Origin of the sequence: Acinetobacter sp. yr461, assembly GCF_900110445.1 — a bacterium.
In the GTDB taxonomy this organism is placed as follows: Bacteria; Pseudomonadota; Gammaproteobacteria; order Pseudomonadales; family Moraxellaceae; genus Acinetobacter; species Acinetobacter calcoaceticus.
Window position 1 is genome coordinate 1 of sequence record NZ_FODU01000006.1, and the last position, 16764, is coordinate 16764.

14 protein-coding genes are annotated in these 16764 nt (G+C 40.5%); 5 read left to right on the forward strand and 9 right to left on the reverse strand.

Features of this window, described 5'->3' with window-relative positions; all coding sequences use genetic code 11:
- The 4 genes from BMW38_RS10615 to BMW38_RS10630 form a co-directional block, all read left to right on the forward strand.
- A partial coding sequence (locus BMW38_RS10615; protein WP_139193537.1) for an aminotransferase class III-fold pyridoxal phosphate-dependent enzyme occupies positions 1–639 on the forward strand: 639 nt, incomplete at its 5' end.
- Positions 636–1730 carry an arginine N-succinyltransferase gene (gene astA / locus BMW38_RS10620; RefSeq protein ID WP_092707783.1) on the forward strand — a complete coding sequence of 365 codons (1095 nt, stop codon included), beginning with the start codon at positions 636–638 and terminating at the stop codon, positions 1728–1730. The genes BMW38_RS10615 and astA, both read left to right, overlap by 4 nt.
- A 400-nt stretch (positions 1731–2130) precedes the next feature.
- Entirely contained in the window at positions 2131–3594 is a 1464-nt protein-coding gene (locus BMW38_RS10625; RefSeq protein WP_045434426.1) for an amino acid permease, read from the forward strand.
- A gap of 238 nt (positions 3595–3832) precedes the next feature.
- On the forward strand, positions 3833–4198 hold the full coding sequence (locus BMW38_RS10630) for a hypothetical protein (protein ID WP_092707785.1): 366 nt from the start codon (positions 3833–3835) through the stop codon (positions 4196–4198).
- Between the two features lie 49 nt (positions 4199–4247).
- Here BMW38_RS10630 and BMW38_RS10635 read toward each other — a convergent pair whose 3' ends face one another.
- A complete protein-coding gene (locus tag BMW38_RS10635) occupies positions 4248–5708 on the reverse strand; it encodes a coniferyl aldehyde dehydrogenase (protein ID WP_092707787.1) in 1461 nt (486 codons plus the stop codon).
- A gap of 130 nt (positions 5709–5838) precedes the next feature.
- On the opposite strand from BMW38_RS10635, the gene BMW38_RS10640 reads away from it, so the two are divergent.
- Complete coding sequence (locus BMW38_RS10640) at positions 5839–6909, forward strand: AraC family transcriptional regulator (protein WP_092707789.1); 1071 nt, start codon at positions 5839–5841, stop codon at positions 6907–6909.
- A gap of 15 nt (positions 6910–6924) precedes the next feature.
- On the opposite strand, the gene BMW38_RS10645 is transcribed toward BMW38_RS10640, so the two are convergent.
- The 8 genes from BMW38_RS10645 to BMW38_RS10680 all read right to left on the reverse strand — a co-directional run bounded on the left by BMW38_RS10645 (position 6925) and on the right by BMW38_RS10680 (position 16742).
- The gene (locus BMW38_RS10645; protein ID WP_092707791.1) at positions 6925–7821 is read right to left on the reverse strand and encodes a DMT family transporter; all 897 of its coding nucleotides are present in this window, start codon (positions 7819–7821) and stop codon (positions 6925–6927) included.
- Between the two features lie 146 nt (positions 7822–7967).
- Complete coding sequence (locus tag BMW38_RS10650; protein ID WP_092707793.1) at positions 7968–9719, reverse strand: tannase/feruloyl esterase family alpha/beta hydrolase; 1752 nt, start codon at positions 9717–9719, stop codon at positions 7968–7970.
- A 33-nt stretch (positions 9720–9752) separates the two neighbouring features.
- A complete protein-coding gene (locus BMW38_RS10655) occupies positions 9753–10142 on the reverse strand; it encodes a PaaI family thioesterase (RefSeq protein ID WP_092707795.1) in 390 nt (129 codons plus the stop codon).
- A gap of 40 nt (positions 10143–10182) precedes the next feature.
- On the reverse strand, positions 10183–10719 hold the full coding sequence (locus tag BMW38_RS10660; RefSeq protein ID WP_092707797.1) for a DUF3237 domain-containing protein: 537 nt from the start codon (positions 10717–10719) through the stop codon (positions 10183–10185).
- 55 nt (positions 10720–10774) lie between these two features.
- Complete coding sequence (locus BMW38_RS10665) at positions 10775–12025, reverse strand: OprD family porin (protein ID WP_213031144.1); 1251 nt, start codon at positions 12023–12025, stop codon at positions 10775–10777.
- A gap of 81 nt (positions 12026–12106) precedes the next feature.
- Positions 12107–13246: an acyl-CoA dehydrogenase family protein gene (locus tag BMW38_RS10670; protein ID WP_092707799.1), complete on the reverse strand. Its 1140-nt coding sequence runs from the start codon at positions 13244–13246 to the stop codon at positions 12107–12109.
- Between the two features lie 75 nt (positions 13247–13321).
- Entirely contained in the window at positions 13322–15208 is a 1887-nt protein-coding gene (locus BMW38_RS10675; RefSeq protein ID WP_170834061.1) for a feruloyl-CoA synthase, read from the reverse strand.
- 82 nt (positions 15209–15290) lie between these two features.
- On the reverse strand, positions 15291–16742 hold the full coding sequence (locus BMW38_RS10680; protein WP_092707803.1) for an aldehyde dehydrogenase: 1452 nt from the start codon (positions 16740–16742) through the stop codon (positions 15291–15293).
- Positions 16743–16764: the final 22 nt, after the last annotated feature.

Sequence of the window (16764 nt, forward strand, 5' to 3'; positions counted from 1 at the left end):
ATTCCTGCTGACATCGAATTTTTAAAAGGCTTACGCGCACTGTGTGATGAGTTTGGTGCCTTACTTATTTTTGATGAAGTACAAACTGGTGTAGGTCGTACAGGCGCACTGTATGCCTACATGAACACTGGTGTTATTCCAGATGTTCTTACAACTGCAAAAGCACTAGGTGGTGGTTTCCCTGTAGGTGCGATGCTAACAACTGATAAGTTTGCACCGCATTTTTCAGTCGGTACCCACGGTACGACTTACGGTGGTAACCCATTAGCAAGTGCGGTTGCAGGTGCAGTATTTGAATTTATTAATACACCTGAAGTGCTTAACGGGGTTAAAGCCCGCCATGATTATTATAAAAAAGCTTTAAATAAACTAAATGAAAAATATGGAATCTTTGAAAAAATTCGTGGTCAAGGTTTGCTCATTGGTTGTGTCTTAAAAGACAAATTTGCCGGTAAAGCAAAAGATATTAATAACCTTGCAGGTGAAGAAGGATTACTTAGTCTTATTGCTGGTCCAAATGTGGTGCGCTTTACGCCATCACTTATTATTCCTTTGGCTGATATTGATGAAGGCTTAAAAAGATTTGACCGTGCACTTGCTCGCTTTGTAGCAATTCAAAAGGATGAACAAGCAGCATGATGATTATTCGCTACATCGGACCTAAAGATGTTAACGACCTTTACCTGTTGGCGCAAAAAGCAGGTTTTGGTTTGACATCTTTACAGCCAAATATGGAAAAACTTGCTGCTCGTATTGAGCGGGCATGTAAAACAGTCGCAGGCGAACTCCCAAAGGCGGATCAGGTTTATTTATTTGTTCTCGAAGATACTGAACTCAACAAAGTAGTAGGTGTCTGTGGCATTGAAGTCGCACTCGGTTTAAAAGAGCCTTGGTACAACTTTCATGTGGGCACTCAAGTTCATGCATCGGAGCCGTTAAGTGTTTATAAAGCTTTACCAACACTATATTTGAGTAATGACCACACCAACTGTAGTGAGCTTTGTACTTTGTTCTTAGATCCGGACTATCGCTTAAATAAAAATGGCAAATTTTTATCTAAAGTACGTTTCTTGTTTCTATCTGCATTTCGGCAATATTTTGAAGAAACCATTGTGGCAGAAATGCGTGGCTATTCCGATGCAAATGGGCAGTCACCTTTTTGGAATGCGGTAGGCCATAAGTTTTTTGATATTGAATTTACCAAAGCAGATTATTTAAGTGGAGTCGGGCAAAAAGCATTTATTGCAGAGCTGATGCCAAGACATCCACTCTATGTCGATATGTTGCCAGATGATGCTAAAGCAGCGATTGGTATTGTTCATCCAAATACTCGACCAGCCTACAATCTCTTGCTAGAAGAAGGGCTGCGCTATAAAGGATATGTCGATATTTTTGATGGTGGGGCGACATTGCAGGCTGATATCGAAAATTTACGAGCGATTAAAGAAAGTCAGTCCGTAGTGGTCCAAATTGAACAACCTGAAAATATTGTGGTAGGGGATGAACCTTATATTGTGGCCAATGATGACTATGAAAATTATCGCGCCATTCTTGTGTATAGCAAACCTCATCGAGAAGAGCTGCAATTAACTAAAGAGCAGGCAGAACAATTGAATGCTGAAAATGGTTGTTTAGTTCGTGTGCTAAGTGTTCAAGCTAAACACGTTTCCAATTCAAAAGCGGTAAACAAACTCAAAGAGACTGATCATTTTCGAATGGCTGTTAATTAAGCGGAAATACTATACATTTCACCAAATTTAAGAAGGAATACTATATTATCGCTAACGCAAGATTGTTACATGGATAAACACAATCTTGCCCGCTGAGCTGGAATTCATTAGCCTGCCGCTATTCTATAAACGACTGACAATTAAAATATTTAATTAATTCATATATTTTAATTCTCTACCGAAATTATATTGATAGAGGTCAGGCTAATATAATAATGAAGGAAAGGATTTATGATTAATTTTTATTGTTATAGGTAATAGCTTTTAAAAAGGAATTTATAAGGTTTTAAATGATTTAATAATATTTTTAACATGATTTAATGGACTAAATTGATAATCATATAATTTATTTATTATTAAAACATTTACAACGATTGCTATAAATTGGAGTAAATATTACATGAGTAAGAATAACGGAAAGCAATTCCTGGAAGGAGATCTTCTTGGTAGTCAACATATGACTGAGCAAGAAGAAGAGAAATTGCAACGCTCATTAACCAATCGTCATATTCAGATGATTGCGATTGGCGGTGCAATCGGGACTGGACTATTTATGGGTTCCGGTAAAACATTAAGTATTTCAGGAACTTCAATTGTTTTAACCTATTTAATTATTGGTTTCTTCTTTTTCTTCGTAATGCGAGCAATGGGCGAGTTGCTTCTGGCGAATACTAATTTTAAAACATTCGCAGATTTTGCAACGGCATATCTTGGTCCGTGGGCAGGTTTTTTTCTGGGCTGGTCCTACTGGTGTAACTGGATTATTACTGCTATTGCAGACGTGATCGTGATCGGAGGGTACATGCAGTTTTGGTATCCCGATTTACCCGTCTGGATTCCTGCATTTACTTCATTAGCAATTTTAACCATACTCAATTTTGTAGCCGTTCGGCTATTTGGTGAACTCGAATTTTGGTTTTCTCTCATCAAAATTACAGCAATTATTCTGTTTATTCTTGCGGGTATTTACTTAATCAGTACCGGATTTACTTCTCCAAATGGTGTTAAGGCATCGGTTAGCCATTTGTTTGAAACACAATCTATGTTTCCTTATGGTGTAACAGGTTTCTTGGCAGGTTTTCAAATTGCCATATTTGCGTTTGTGGGTATTGAGCTTGTCGGTACAACTGCTGCTGAAACCAAAGATCCGCATAAATCACTTCCAAAAGCCATTAACTCTATTCCTTTACGTATTTTATTGTTCTACGTGGGTGCATTGGTTTGTATTATTGCGGTCACATCTTGGGCAAAAGTTTCACCAGAAAAAAGTCCATTTGTAGAAATGTTTACATTGGTGGGATTACCTATTGCAGCAGGTTTAATCAATTTTGTTGTAGCAACTTCGGCGCTATCTTCTGCCAATAGCGGAATTTTTGCGACCAGTCGTATGTTATATGGGCTCGCGTTAGACAACGATGCTCCTAAAAGCTTTAGTAAGTTATCTAAAAGTAAGGTTCCAATTAGAGGACTCGTATTTTCGATGGCTTGTGTGACGGTGGGAACCTCTATTTTATTTATTGTTCCAAATGTCATGACTGCGTTTACAATTATTTCAGCGCTCACTTCAATTTTATGTATTTTTACATTCATGCTGATTGTGCTTTCTTATATTTCCTATCGTAAAAAATTCCCTGAATTACATATTCAATCTCAATATAAAATGCCGGGCGGCTTATTTATGGCATGGTTTACGATGCTGTTTTTAGTTTTCACTATTGTAATTTTAGCTTTAGATCATGATACCTTAATTGCGCTTGAGTGTTCACCAATCTGGTTTATTGGTTTGTTTATTGCCTATAGATATAAAAAGAAAAAGATGTTGCAGCTTGATATTTTAAAAGCTCAAAAGGTTGATTATATTTAAACTGCATAATGAATTTTTTAAAGCTAGGCAGGAGCCTAGCTTTTTTATTTTGAAAATAATAACTTATACTTTTTTTAAGACAATTTGATTATGGTTACAAGGTCTAATAATAAACTTAGTCAGAAAATTTTTATAAGGTCCGAAATACTTATAGGATTTTAAATATGGTTATAGATATCAAAATGAATTAAATTAATTTTAAAACTAAAGATTACAAATTAAAAGGAATAGTAATCCCATGATACTTAAGTGTAAAGATAGTGATTTAAATGATTTTACTATTGGAAAAAGATACATATGTTTTGGGGTGCAATTTAATGAATATCGAAATGAAACAAAAGTATCTGTTCGTCGCGATTCTGATGGTACTCCTGTTATTGTGGAAATTTCTAAATTTGAAGTAATTAATCCTAGTATACCTGAAGGTTTTGAAATTTCATTTTATAAACAAGAAGATACTGCAACTACTACTATTGAGCCTAAAGAATTTAGTGGAGCATTTTGGGATGACTATCATGATGGGAACCCTAAAATGGAAAAATTATTTGAAGATACTTATATAAAGATCTGTAAATTTCATAATTTCTCTATTACGTCCGATTGATTAATTAGAATCAAATAAAAAGCCTCATGACGAGGCTTTTTTATAATCCTTATTTAATATTAGGATCGCCTTTTTTCAAGAAAAAGCGAATCGCTAATTTTTGCAGGAACGTTCCATAAGGAGGGTGGAAAAGTTGAGTCGGGAAAAACCGATGGCGTGTAAATACCGTTTTGGCATGAGAAAGTTCACGGAAACCTTCTTCACCATGATATGACCCCATGCCTGAGTTTCCGATACCACCGAAAGGAGCATCATGGTTAACTACATGCCAACCCCAATCATTAATGGTTACACCACCCGAATGAGTTTCACGTAAAATTCGATCACGTTCTACCGAACTATGTGTAAAGCAATAAAGCGCTAAAGGTCGTTCATCCGATTTCACATAGGTAATAGCATCATCTAAAGAATCATATGCAACGACAGGTAAAATAGGGCCAAAGAGCTCTTCTTTCATAATGCGCATGTCGGGAGTGCAGTTCAGCACAATCTGTACAGGCATTCTGCGACCTTGTTGGTCGAAGCTATAAGTGCCACAAGGAATAATCCGCGCACCTTTTTCTTGTGCATCGGTCAAAATATCTTGAATACGTTTTAAATGACGGTCATTGACAATGGACGTGTAATTCTCATTGTTTGTGATGTTTTGACCAAACATTTTTATAAAGCTTGATTTTGCAGCTTCAACAAATTCATCAATACTTTCTTTGGGAACCAAAGCATAGTCAGGCGCTACACAGATCTGACCACTGTTTGTTGCTTTACCATGTGTAATACGTTTTGCCGCATCGGCAAGCGGGTAGTTGCGCCCCACAATTGCTGGTGATTTACCACCTAGCTCAAGTGTAACAGGGGTCAGATTTTCAGCCGCTGCTCTCATTACGACTTTGCCGATAGCTGGAGAACCTGTAAATACAATATGGTTAAATGGCAAAGAGGTAAATCTAGCAGGATCTGTAATTTCTTCTCCAAAAACCGCGACTTCATCTTCATTGAAGACTTCGGCGAGCATACGTCGTAGCATTGCATTAGTGTTTGGTGTAATTTCAGACAATTTAATCATCACTCGGTTGCCAGCAGCTAATGCGGCAATGAGCGGACCAAGTGCTAAATAAACTGGAAAGTTCCAAGGAACAATTACACCAACCACACCTTTAGGTTGGTATTGCACACTTAAACGATTTGATAAAAATAAAAGCTCGGTACGGCGTTTACTTGGGCGCATCCAGCGGCGTAAGTGATGAATTGCATGATCAGCCTCTAACACAGAGCCAAGTAAATCTAATAGTTTAGATTCATCCAGTGATCTTGAACTAAAGTCAGCATTAATCGCAGTAGCTAAAGCATCTTGATAACGAATAATTTGTTTTTTAAGTTGATGCAGTTTTGTTCGACGTGCCTCAAGACTTGGATATGGATCCGCCTCAAAATTAGCACATTGTTTGGAAAAAATAAGTTCCATATGTTCGGTGGCAGAGCCGCTATATTCTTTTAAAGTGGAGCTTTCCATTTTTATTCCTTTCCATACTTTTGCTTATCATACTTTATGCTTGAAGCGTCGTATGGTCGATGTTAAATTGAGACAACAAGAGGTAATTTAGTGCCATTATGCACGTCACTCTAGGGATGGTGTGAGTTAAATGCCTAATAATATTTATAAAAGTACAAATGTTGTTATCGAAGGAAATTATGATAATACATCCTTAGGTTCGAATACATATTTGCTAGGTTTGACCAGTTTATTTGATGAAATGGGTTCGCAAGGCCATTCAATGTCAGATGTTCTATCTGGTACAAATATTTCACCAGATGCGATGAATCAACCCTCTTTATATATTTCTCAATTTCAAAAAATTCAGTTATTTCAAAATATTCAACAGCTATCTCATGATCCCTTAATTGGATTACGTGCAGGACAAAAGCAGCGGCTGTCAGATTTTGGGGTATATGGTTATGCACTATATTCTTCGCGTAATTTTAGGCAAGCGGTAGAGCTTGGCATTCGACACATTAAGCTTGCAGGGCCTATTTTAAAGAAGTCTTTTCATATTCGAGAGGATGCTGCTGTTTTTGAAGGGCAAGATATTATTGCACTAGGTAAGCTTTTGCCTTTGGTGTGCGAATTTTGGTTTAGCTCAATGCAAACCTTAATTGAACGTGTGCTTGAAGGACCATTTCAAGCAAAGAAGCTTTTATTGCCGTACCCAGCACCTGACTATGCAGAAGAATATGAAAAAGTTTTTCATTGTCCTGTTCAGTTTAATGCTGGGGTGATGCAATGGCACTTTGATTTAAAATGGCTCGATGTACCTTGCCCAAATGCCAACCCGATTACCGCGGATATGTGTAAGTCGTTTTGTGAGCGGATGTTAGGTGCTGCGGTAGCTGAAGAGCCTGAGTTGGTGAAAACAATTCGTTTGATCTTGTTAGATGGAACAGGGCTTTTTCCATCGGCTCAAGAAATGGCTGAGCGGTTGCATATGTCAAAACGTACTTTACATCGGCGGTTAGCGGGTTTTAATTTAACTTATCAAGAATTATTAGATGAAACTCGGCGTCGTCTTGCGGATGAATATTTGCGAGAGACGACTTTATCTATAGATGAAATTGCTGAGAGAATTGGCTTTTCAGATACTTCTAATTTTAGAAAAGCCTATCGACACTGGACAGGCATTTCACCGAATGAATATCGGATACAGTATCTGAAGTAGAATGAGGTAACTCTGCTATTTAAATTGAGATAACAATTTTTTCTGCAAAAATGGATTACAGAGCAAAATAGCAAATAAAATAATAAATATGCCGATCATACTGAAAAGATCAGGTAATTCATGCCAAAAAATAAATCCCCAAATTCCTGCAAAAATAATAGCAATGTAATTCATTGGGCCAATTTGTCCTGCTGGTGCTAAGCTGTACGCATAAGACATAAAAAGCTGACTAATGTTTGCTAAAAGACCTGCGGCAATCAGCAATGCAAGTTCATGCCAAGTGAAAATACGCCAATGCCAGAACATTGGAATTGATGAAATTAAGCTACCAAAAATACAGAAATAAAAAACAATACGCTCAGGCGGTTCTGTACTGGTTAAAGCTCTGACAGTTACAAAAGCCATGGCTGATAAAAAGCATGCGCCTAAACCAATAAAGGACAATGCATTGAGTAGGCCTTGGTCGGGTTTAGCAACAAATAAAACCCCAATTAACCCAATAACGGCGGCAAAAATCATCGATTTTGTGATTTTTTCTTTTAAGAAAAGCCATGCAATGAGTGGAATAAAAATAGGAGATGAGTAGCTAAAAACCATCGCATTCGATAGTTTTAACTTCGCAATGGCATAGAAAAAACCATACATTGCAGCGAGCCCCACGACACTTCGCCAAGTGTGCATCCAGAGTTTATCGGTCTTAACAAAGTCCAGCCCTTGCTTAAAGAGCATAGGAATAAAAATAAATAAACCCACTGCATTTCTAAAAAACACGACGGTGGCATTGTCCACTGTTTGTGAAGCAAAACGAATGCATACTCCCATAATGGAAAATAATAATGCCGATGTCATGAGACAAAGCAGAGCTTTTCCAAGTTGAGTTGAGGGGAGATTTGGAGCAGTCTGATTTTGCATATCGAAATGAGTTTTTGGTTTTCGGTATTATCTTAGCAGCGATGCAAGCATTGGATGAAATATCATTTGATAATGATTCAATAGTGATACTTAGCAAAATTAAAAAGAGAGCCTATGTAAGCTCTCTTTTTAATTTTGAATACCAGTTATTTACAGCTAAAGTTTTCAGCTTTTTCACTATCACCCTGACCATTGTAACGAGCAATCAGTGGGTAAGGGCAAAGTGGACGAGTACGGTCTGGTGCCCAGTCTTGCGGAAGTTCAGTATTCACTTGACCACTTGGGTTACCAGTGCCGCGTGCGGTTGCAATGATTTTGTCAGGTGTTTGTCCATATTCGACCCAGTTGACTAAAGCAGTCAGTGCGTCAAATTGGTCGGTCGCAATACCATCACGGGTATGGTTCATGCCCGGAACTCTAAAGAAACGTGCAAATTCAGGAGCTGTACCTTTTGCATCATTTTTATAGTGTTGTAGCAGTTGATCATACCAATTCTGGGTGTCATCTACAGAGAAAACGCCGTCTGCTGTACCTTGTACCACAATCATTTTTCCACCGTGATTACGGAGTTTATCCAGATTCAATTCATCGGGTGGCATCATGAATGACATCGAACTTTCTGTGTACACATCATTGGTCGCCGATAATTTTGAATAATCAGTATCAAAATTATAGTTAAAGGCAAACTGTCTAGAGTTTTGAGTCACAGTTGGATCTGGCGGAACCTGAAAAAGAATACCGACTGCAACAGGGTCACGTGCTGTTCCCACCGAAGATTCGAATTTCCAGCTTGCCCAGTTACTGCCGACTAAACCGGGGTCGAAAGGCTGGGTTGCATAGAGAGCTTGTCCAGCAGAGTTTATAGGACCGCGGTAAATGTTGGTTAATACATCAATTTGTTCGGTACTTAAACAAGTACCATCTCTTGTGCTTGAGCAAACGGGTACGTGCTGATGAATATCAAATGCAGTACGGCAAGCCTCAACATCTTGAACCAGTCCATCTGCAACGCCGTCTAACGCATCGCATCGATCTAAAATCGCTTTTGCTAATACTTTACGCTCTGAAAGAGTGAGGGCGGTACTTAAGTCATTTTCGTCTGTTGCAACTCGACGAAGCTGTTGTGCTGTATAGAGTTGAGCTGCGGCTGCGCGAGGCAAATGAAAACCCGGTGTGCTTGCCAAAATTCCATCATATTGCTCGCCCAAACGGGTTGCCGCAATCATCGCGTGGCGTCCGCCATTTGAAGTGCCGCCTGCATAGGAGCGGTCTGGCAATTTACCATACGCTGTTTTAATTAGATTTTTTGCCATAGGCGTGAGTTTGGTAATCGCACCATAGCCGTAGTTAATTCTGGCTTGAGGGTCTAAACCAAACATTGGATTTTGTGAGGCGTTATGTCCTGCATCGGAAGAAATAACAGCGAAACCATCATGTAGGGCATTGGTAAGTGGACCACCGCTGCCGACCTGACCCGTTGCAGGAATTAAATTACCATCGGTTCCGCCATTGCCTTGATAGAGAAAACGGCCATTCCAGTCAATGGGTAAGCGCATTTCAAAACCAATTTGATAGGTTTTTCCATCGACAGGGGTTACACGTTGGTCCATATAGCCTTTGATTAAACAATGAGCGCCAATCGGTTTGTTGGCTACAGTCAAAGTGCCTGCCTCTTGAAGGGTAGCGGAGCTAATGACCGTATTGTTGTATTGAAACCCAAGTAAGTCTGAACAGCTTCCTGTCATTTTTACGCCCACAGCAGGAGATAACTGAGGCGGTTTCATTGTTGAGGGAGTTGATGTGTCATCACTATCACTTCCACAGCCTGCCAAAGAACCAAGCATGGCAAGCACTATAGCGGAGTGCGTCAAAATTCGTTTATTGTTGGTGTAGTTCATTTATTCATATCCTTATTGAATGAATGGTCGCAATTAATCTAAAACCAGAAAATTAGCTGTACTTCGTGCAATCATTTTGTTGTTTTGCCAAGCTTCACTTTCGAGATTCAGTACAGTTTTGCCTTGTTTAATGAAACGGCATTTAGTAATAACTTCGCCTACAGCACAGGGTCTTAAAAAATCCATAGTTAAGTTAATGGTGGTGGCAGGTTTATGGTCATTGGCAAGATATGCAAAAAGCCCCATTACGTCGTCGAGCATGGCGCAGATCATGCCACCTTCAACCGTGCCACGTGGATTGATAAAGCTTTCTAGCGCTGTGTAGTGGATAGTGAGTTCAGTATTTTTGTCATTCCAATGAATATTGTGTCCACCCAAATGGTGATGGATGGGTGGTAAGTGTTCTAAAGTTTTTTGATCCATAATGAAGGCTCCATCCTTTTTGTAGGTGTTATAAAAATTATTATTTCAGGGTATAGGCATCATAAATAACCGCTTTGCCCAAGCGCATTGCACTACCTACCGCAACGATTTGGTTAAGCCATGAGTATTTAGGTGAGCTGGTTTCAAACTGCATGGTAATTTTGAAATAGTAATTTTTCGGGTCGACATCTTTGCCTTGTGCAAGCTGTTTTAGCGTTTCTGCCGAGCCATGTCGGTAACCTTTGGTTTGAAGATAAATGAGTGCACCATCATCGGTTTCTAACAAATATCGTGTATCAATAATTGCCAGTCCTTTGCTGTCGACAATTTGCCAATCTGCGCCATTATTTAAAATGCGGCCCTTAAGTGATTTCCCTTCAAATGTTCCACCTGTAATAGGAATAATTCGGCGTTTACCTGAGTCACTCGTGGCACCTAACTCCCAAACAGGCGCATTCAAATCAACACTAAATTTTGCTAAAGGCTCAAGCTGAATGGGCGGTGGACTATATTGTGTTTCGGCATGGGTCAGAGCAATAAGACTAAATCCGCAGAGTAGTGTTACAACTTTCTTCATGATTGATTTCCCAAAATAAAAAGAGGTTCTATGTGCAACAGAACCTCTTTCTGATTTATTTAAATTTCCATGTGTAATCAATGTTGATGCGAGTTTCGTTTACAGGCTTGATGTTGGCAGTGGAAAGCATGTTGTTGTCATACATTGCATAGCGCGCGCGTAGCCCTAAATTTTTTAACCAGCCACTTTGAACGGTGTAGCCTAAATCAAAGTCGGTTTCGCGTTCTTTTAGATTGGTGCCACCTAAATTGGGCGCATAAATATTGTGACCTGTGGTGTAGCGGGTCATGAAACGTAAACCTGGAATGTAATCTTTAAAGTCATATTCATAGCGGAAGCTATAGGCTTTTTCGTTTGGGTTTAAAAACTCGCCCGGCCATGTATCAATGAGTAGGCCTGTTTCACCTCCAGTCAAATACGGAAATGCGGTGTCGCCGTGATGTTGGAAGGTTCCAAAAATAAACTTATGGTTTTGATGTTTTAACTCAAAGTGAGCATGATAAAGGTCATTATCGACTAAACCGGCTTTTGCTTGTCCGTCATCTCGGCTGCGGTAGTAGCGTAACTGCGAGCTAAGATTAGTAGTGTCATTAATTTTATGTTGATGTAAGGCACCGACCATGGTCTGGTTATAAAGATCATCAACATCCATGTAAAAAGCTGTGAGCTTGATTGCTGGATCAAGCTGATAGTTCCCACCTAAATAATAGAGTCCGTCAGTTTCGGCACTTTTAAACCGTCCATTCACCCCTGAAATTTTAATTTTTTCATAGTTAGTTGAATCACGATGATTCACTTTATCGAGATAGGCTGCCTGTAAGTCGAAGTCTTTAATATCTTTGCTGGTCAGTGAAATTCCTCGATAAGTTTGAGGTAACAAGCGAGCAGGCGAAGCTACTAAAACAGGGTTCATCGGCATTAGCGTGCCTATGCGCAGCTCTGTCTGGCTCATTTTCGCTTTTGCTGTGACGCCAATTTCCCCATAAGAGTCGGCAGGCTCATTGGTACGCGTGTCTCGAGGTAAGTTTCCTGTACCTCCATGCTCGGCATCGGCATCTAGTTTAAAGCCTGCCGTTGCAAGTACATCCAACCCAAAACCGACAGTCCCTTCGGTATAACCTGAATTGGCTTTAAGAATAAAACCTTGTGTCCAGTCCTTGGCAGCAGGGTAAGCAGATTGCTCTTGGTAGTCGCGGTCAAAATAGAAATTTCGTGTGGTGAGTTCTACTGAACTGTTGTCAATAAAACTACCCGCCCAGACCGATCCTGAGAGCATAAGTGTAGAGTACATCCATAATTTCGACATAGCATTTCTTCCTGAAATATCATTTCTTGTTTTCAACAAGGCATGGTTGTTGTGTCTGCCTTGTCTGGTTTTTAAATCGAATTATTTTCCGAGCAGTTCTCGGACAACGATTTCTTTCATAATTTCATTGGTTCCCCCATAAATTTTTTGTACCCGTGCATCCACAAAAAAGCGTGAAATCGGGTATTCCTGCATGTAACCGTAGCCACCAAAAAGCTGAAGTAATTGATCAATCACTTCACATTGGGCATCTGTGATAAAGCATTTCAGTGCGGCAACTTGAGTGACGCTTAATTGGTGTTGTTGATACAGCGCGGCACATTGGTCTACAAAAGCTTGGGCGGCTTTGGCTTTGATTTGCGCGTTTGCGAGAACAAACCGCGTGTTCTGCATTTGGCTTAAAGGTTGCCCGAAAGCTTTACGTTCGAGCACATAGTCTTTAGTAATTTCGATGGCGCCTAAAATTGACCCCAAAGCTATCATAGAAATACTCAAACGTTCACGCGGTAGCTCTTGCATTAAATAAGCAAAGCCTTGTCCTTCTTCACCCAAACGCTGAGTTGTAGGCACACAAACATCATCAAAAAAAAGTTCGGCTGTATCTTGGGCATGTAGTCCGATTTTTTGTAAGGAACGGCCTTTTTTAACGCCATCTAAAGCGGCATCGACTAGTAAAATCGAAATACCTTTTGCTTTAGCTTGTGGATTGGTTTTAGCTACCAGAACAATCAGGTCGGCATGCAAACCATTTGAAATAAAGGTTTTTGAACCATTAATACGGTAGTGATCATTTTCTAAAATGGCTTGAGTCCGTATGGCCTGTAAGTCAGAGCCAGCATTGGCCTCTGTCATCGCAATTGCAGTCACGACTTCACCTGTCACCATTTTGGGTAACCAATAGCGTTTTTGCTCTTCGGTTCCAATATTTTGCAAGTAAGGAGAGACCAACTCATTTTGCCCACCAATTGCAACAGCTAAAGATGCAAAGCCAGCTTGAGCAGTTTCTTGAACCAGCATGAGAGAGTAATGAACAGGAGCGCCATAGCCACCATATTCTTCGGGCACATCTACGCACAAAAAGCCATTTTCCCCAAGACGAAGCCATAGATCACGTGGGATCAGGCCATCGTGTTCCCACTGTTCGTAATATGGAGCGACCTGTTCTTTTAAGAACCTGCGGTAACTGTCCCGAAATAGTTCAAAATCTGTATCGTGTGGCATGTTGAACCTTTTTTTAGGCAAAAGTGAGGCTATTGCCCAAACCAAAGTTTGAGCTTCCTTTTTTATTTCAATTGCTTATTGCTTTAAGGTGGGAACCCGAATAATGAGTGGGTTGTCGCCCTGCTTTTGATAAAGTTCATCAATTAAGGCAGCACGACGTTTAGTAATATTGCTTTGATTGAGGTTGCCTTTATCGGTGACTTCGCCAGCATCGAGCTGAGGTGGTTCGGTCATTAAATAAAGCATTGAGACTGTATTTGAACTGCCAGTCGCATCTTTATTAAATGTCGTTAAAAATTGGCGGAACCATTGCTGAACTTTAGGGTGCTGTAATATCTCTGTCGCAGAATGCTCACCAAGCTTAAGACCTGCATATTGGGCACAAGCTTCTAGTTTTGGAAAAATCAGAAAGCCTACGGCATTGAGGTTTGATCCTGTAATACAGACATCTTGAACCAGTAAATTACCCTGAATGAGTACTTTGTTGCGAATCGTGCCGACATTGACGAAAGTGCCTGTATTGAGTTTAAAGTCTTCGGCAATGCGTCCGTCGTACATCAGGCCTTTAGTCGGATCATTGATATCGACCAAACGAACAGCATCACCTGTATGGAAAAAGCCTTCATCATCAAACACAGTGCTTTGTTGGTCTGCTTTTAAGCGCCAATAGCCTTTCATCACATGTTTTCCACGAACACAAAACTCAAGTTTGTCACCACATGGAACCAGCTTAATTTCACACCCCGGTGCAGGGTAACCAATAAAGCCAGCCATCACACGTGGGCCTGTTGTAAAAGCACAAGATGGCGCAGTTTCAGTCATGCCCAATCCGCTCATAATGCGAATTTTTTCTCCACAATGTTGCTGAGCAATTTTATCGAGCCTGTTCCAGCCCGCTTCTGAAAGCGCTGCACCTGCAAAGAATAAAATTTTAACTTTGGCAAAAAAGCGGTCTCTTAATTCCTCATCTTTTTCTAAGGCTTCGGTCAGTTCTTCCCAACCTTTTGGGACATTTAAATAAACTGTTGGAGAAATTTCTTTGAGGTTACGAATGGTTTCGTCAAATTTTCCTGCAACGGGTTTGCCATCATCAATGTAAATTGTACCGCCGTTATAGAGCGCGATGCCCACATTGTGACTTCCGCCAAACGTATGGTGCCAAGACAGCCAGTCGAGTAGGACAGGTGGCGTTTCTTCAAATTCAGGGAAAGTCTGCAATAGCATTTGCTGATTAACACACAACATTAAATGTGTGGTCGGCACAGCTTTAGGTAGTTTGGTTGAACCTGATGTAAACAAGAATTTGACAATTTGGTTTTCATCAAGGGTTTGATAAAACTCTTGAACATTTGAAACTGGTGTATCTAACAGCGACTGAAAAGACGTGCAGAGCTGATTCCCCACAAGACCCTTGTTGGTCACCACTTCAATGTCGGATGTAATACATGCCTGAATGGCTTTGGCAAAGGCCTGACCGTCACTGGCATAGACCATACCAGGTGTAAGCACTTCAAACACATGTTTAAGTTTGCCAAAGTCTTGAGAGATCAGAGAGTAGGCTGGTGAAATTGCTGAGAAAGGCACACCCGCCAGCATAGCACCCATAGAAAGTGTTAAATGTTCGAGATCATTACCACTTAAAATGACCAGAGGTCTTTCTTGGCTTAAATTACGTTCATGTAAAGCCTGAGCAATATGCCATGCGCGTTGTAAAACTTCTGCATAACTCAGTTTGACCCATTCACCTTGAGCATTGCGTTTTGCTGCAAAAATATGGTCTGGTTTGGTTTGTGCAAAATGAATTAACCGATCTGTCAGTTTTTGTGGATACGGTTTTAATTGCTCTTTTGGGCTGATATAGAGCGTGTCATCTTTATATTGATAATGAATATCATGTTGCCCTAATTTTACGAACCGTTCGCGGTCTTGTGATTGAGTGGCATTCATTTGCATTTCTTTCACTCCATGGAAAGCGCATCACTGCGCTTTATTTTTTTGCATCATGCAATTTTTATTTAATATGTCGTTGTTCGCATTAACCCGACTAAATCGGGTAATGGCGTGATTGGGTTTGAATGGTAATCCAGCGTAAATCGGTAAATTCACCAATAGAGGCTTTACTACCAAATCGTCCGTAACCACTCGATTTTGTACCACCAAATGGCATTTGAGCTTCGTCATGTACGGTCGCGCCGTTAATATGGCAAATACCCGAATCAATCTGTTTAGCGACTTCCAATGCTTGCGAAATATTCTGGCTAAACACTGCCGAAGAAAGACCGAACTCGCTGTCATTTGCCAGTGCTACACCTTCTTCAACGGTTGCAAAACGTTGAACTGTGCAGACAGGCCCAAACGATTCTTCGCGGTAAATCAGCATGTCAGGCTTAATGTTGAGAACCAACGTCGGTTGCATGGTGGTATCTTCAATATGAATGCCTAAAGGTAAGTCGGCACCTTTGTTTTGGGCATCTTCAAGTAAATGCTGAATACGGTTTGCGGCACGGCGACTTTCTAAAACGCCGAGTGCATTTTCTTTGGAGGTTGGGTTGCCCGCCTGAATAGAGCGTGTTTTCTCAATGAGCTTTTCAATAAACTGGTCGGCAATTTTGTCTTGAACCAAAACACGTTCGGTCGACATACAAATTTGTCCCTGATTAAAGAACGCCCCAAAGGCCACAGCATTTACGGCTTCATTAATGTCAGCTTCATTTAAAACTACAACAGGCGCTTTACCACCCAATTCAAGTAAAACTGGTTTTAAATATTTTGCAGCAGTCTCGGCAATGATTTTTCCGACTTTGGTTGAGCCTGTAAAATTAATGCGTTTCACGGCTGGATGAGACACTAAACGTTCAACAATTTGTGGTGCATCTTCGGCGGCATGGGTAATCACATTCACCACACCTTCACCTAGACCTGCTTCATGTAACACCTCACCAATCAGACGATGCGTTGCTGGGCAAGCTTCAGATGCTTTTAATACCACCGTGTTGCCACAAGCCAATGGCATGGCAAGCGCACGTGTTGCCAAAATGACAGGTGCATTCCAAGGTGCAATTCCAACAATAACACCACAAGGAACGCGTACACCCATCGCAAGATTACCCGGCACATCTGACGGAATTAAGCTTCCGTCAATTTGCGTGGTCATTGCTGCTGCTTCACGTAACATGTTTGCAGCAAGGTGAACGTTAAACCCATACCATGTTGCAGTTGAACCTGTTTCTTGCATTCCAGTTTCAATGAATTGCTCGGTCTTTTGGTCCATTAAATCGGCTGCTTTTAACAAGCGTAAACGGCGTTCAGTAGGCGAGAGCTTCGACCATACTTTAAAAGCTTGTTGTGCCGAGTCGATTGCACGATCAACATCTTCCAAAGTTGCAGCAGCAGCTTTGCTTGCCACTGATCCATCAATGGGGCTAATACGCTCAAAAGTTGCCTGATTTGATGCATCAACAGATTGACCGTGAATTAGTAACTGTACATTTTGCATGGGATGCGTCCTTACATTGCCA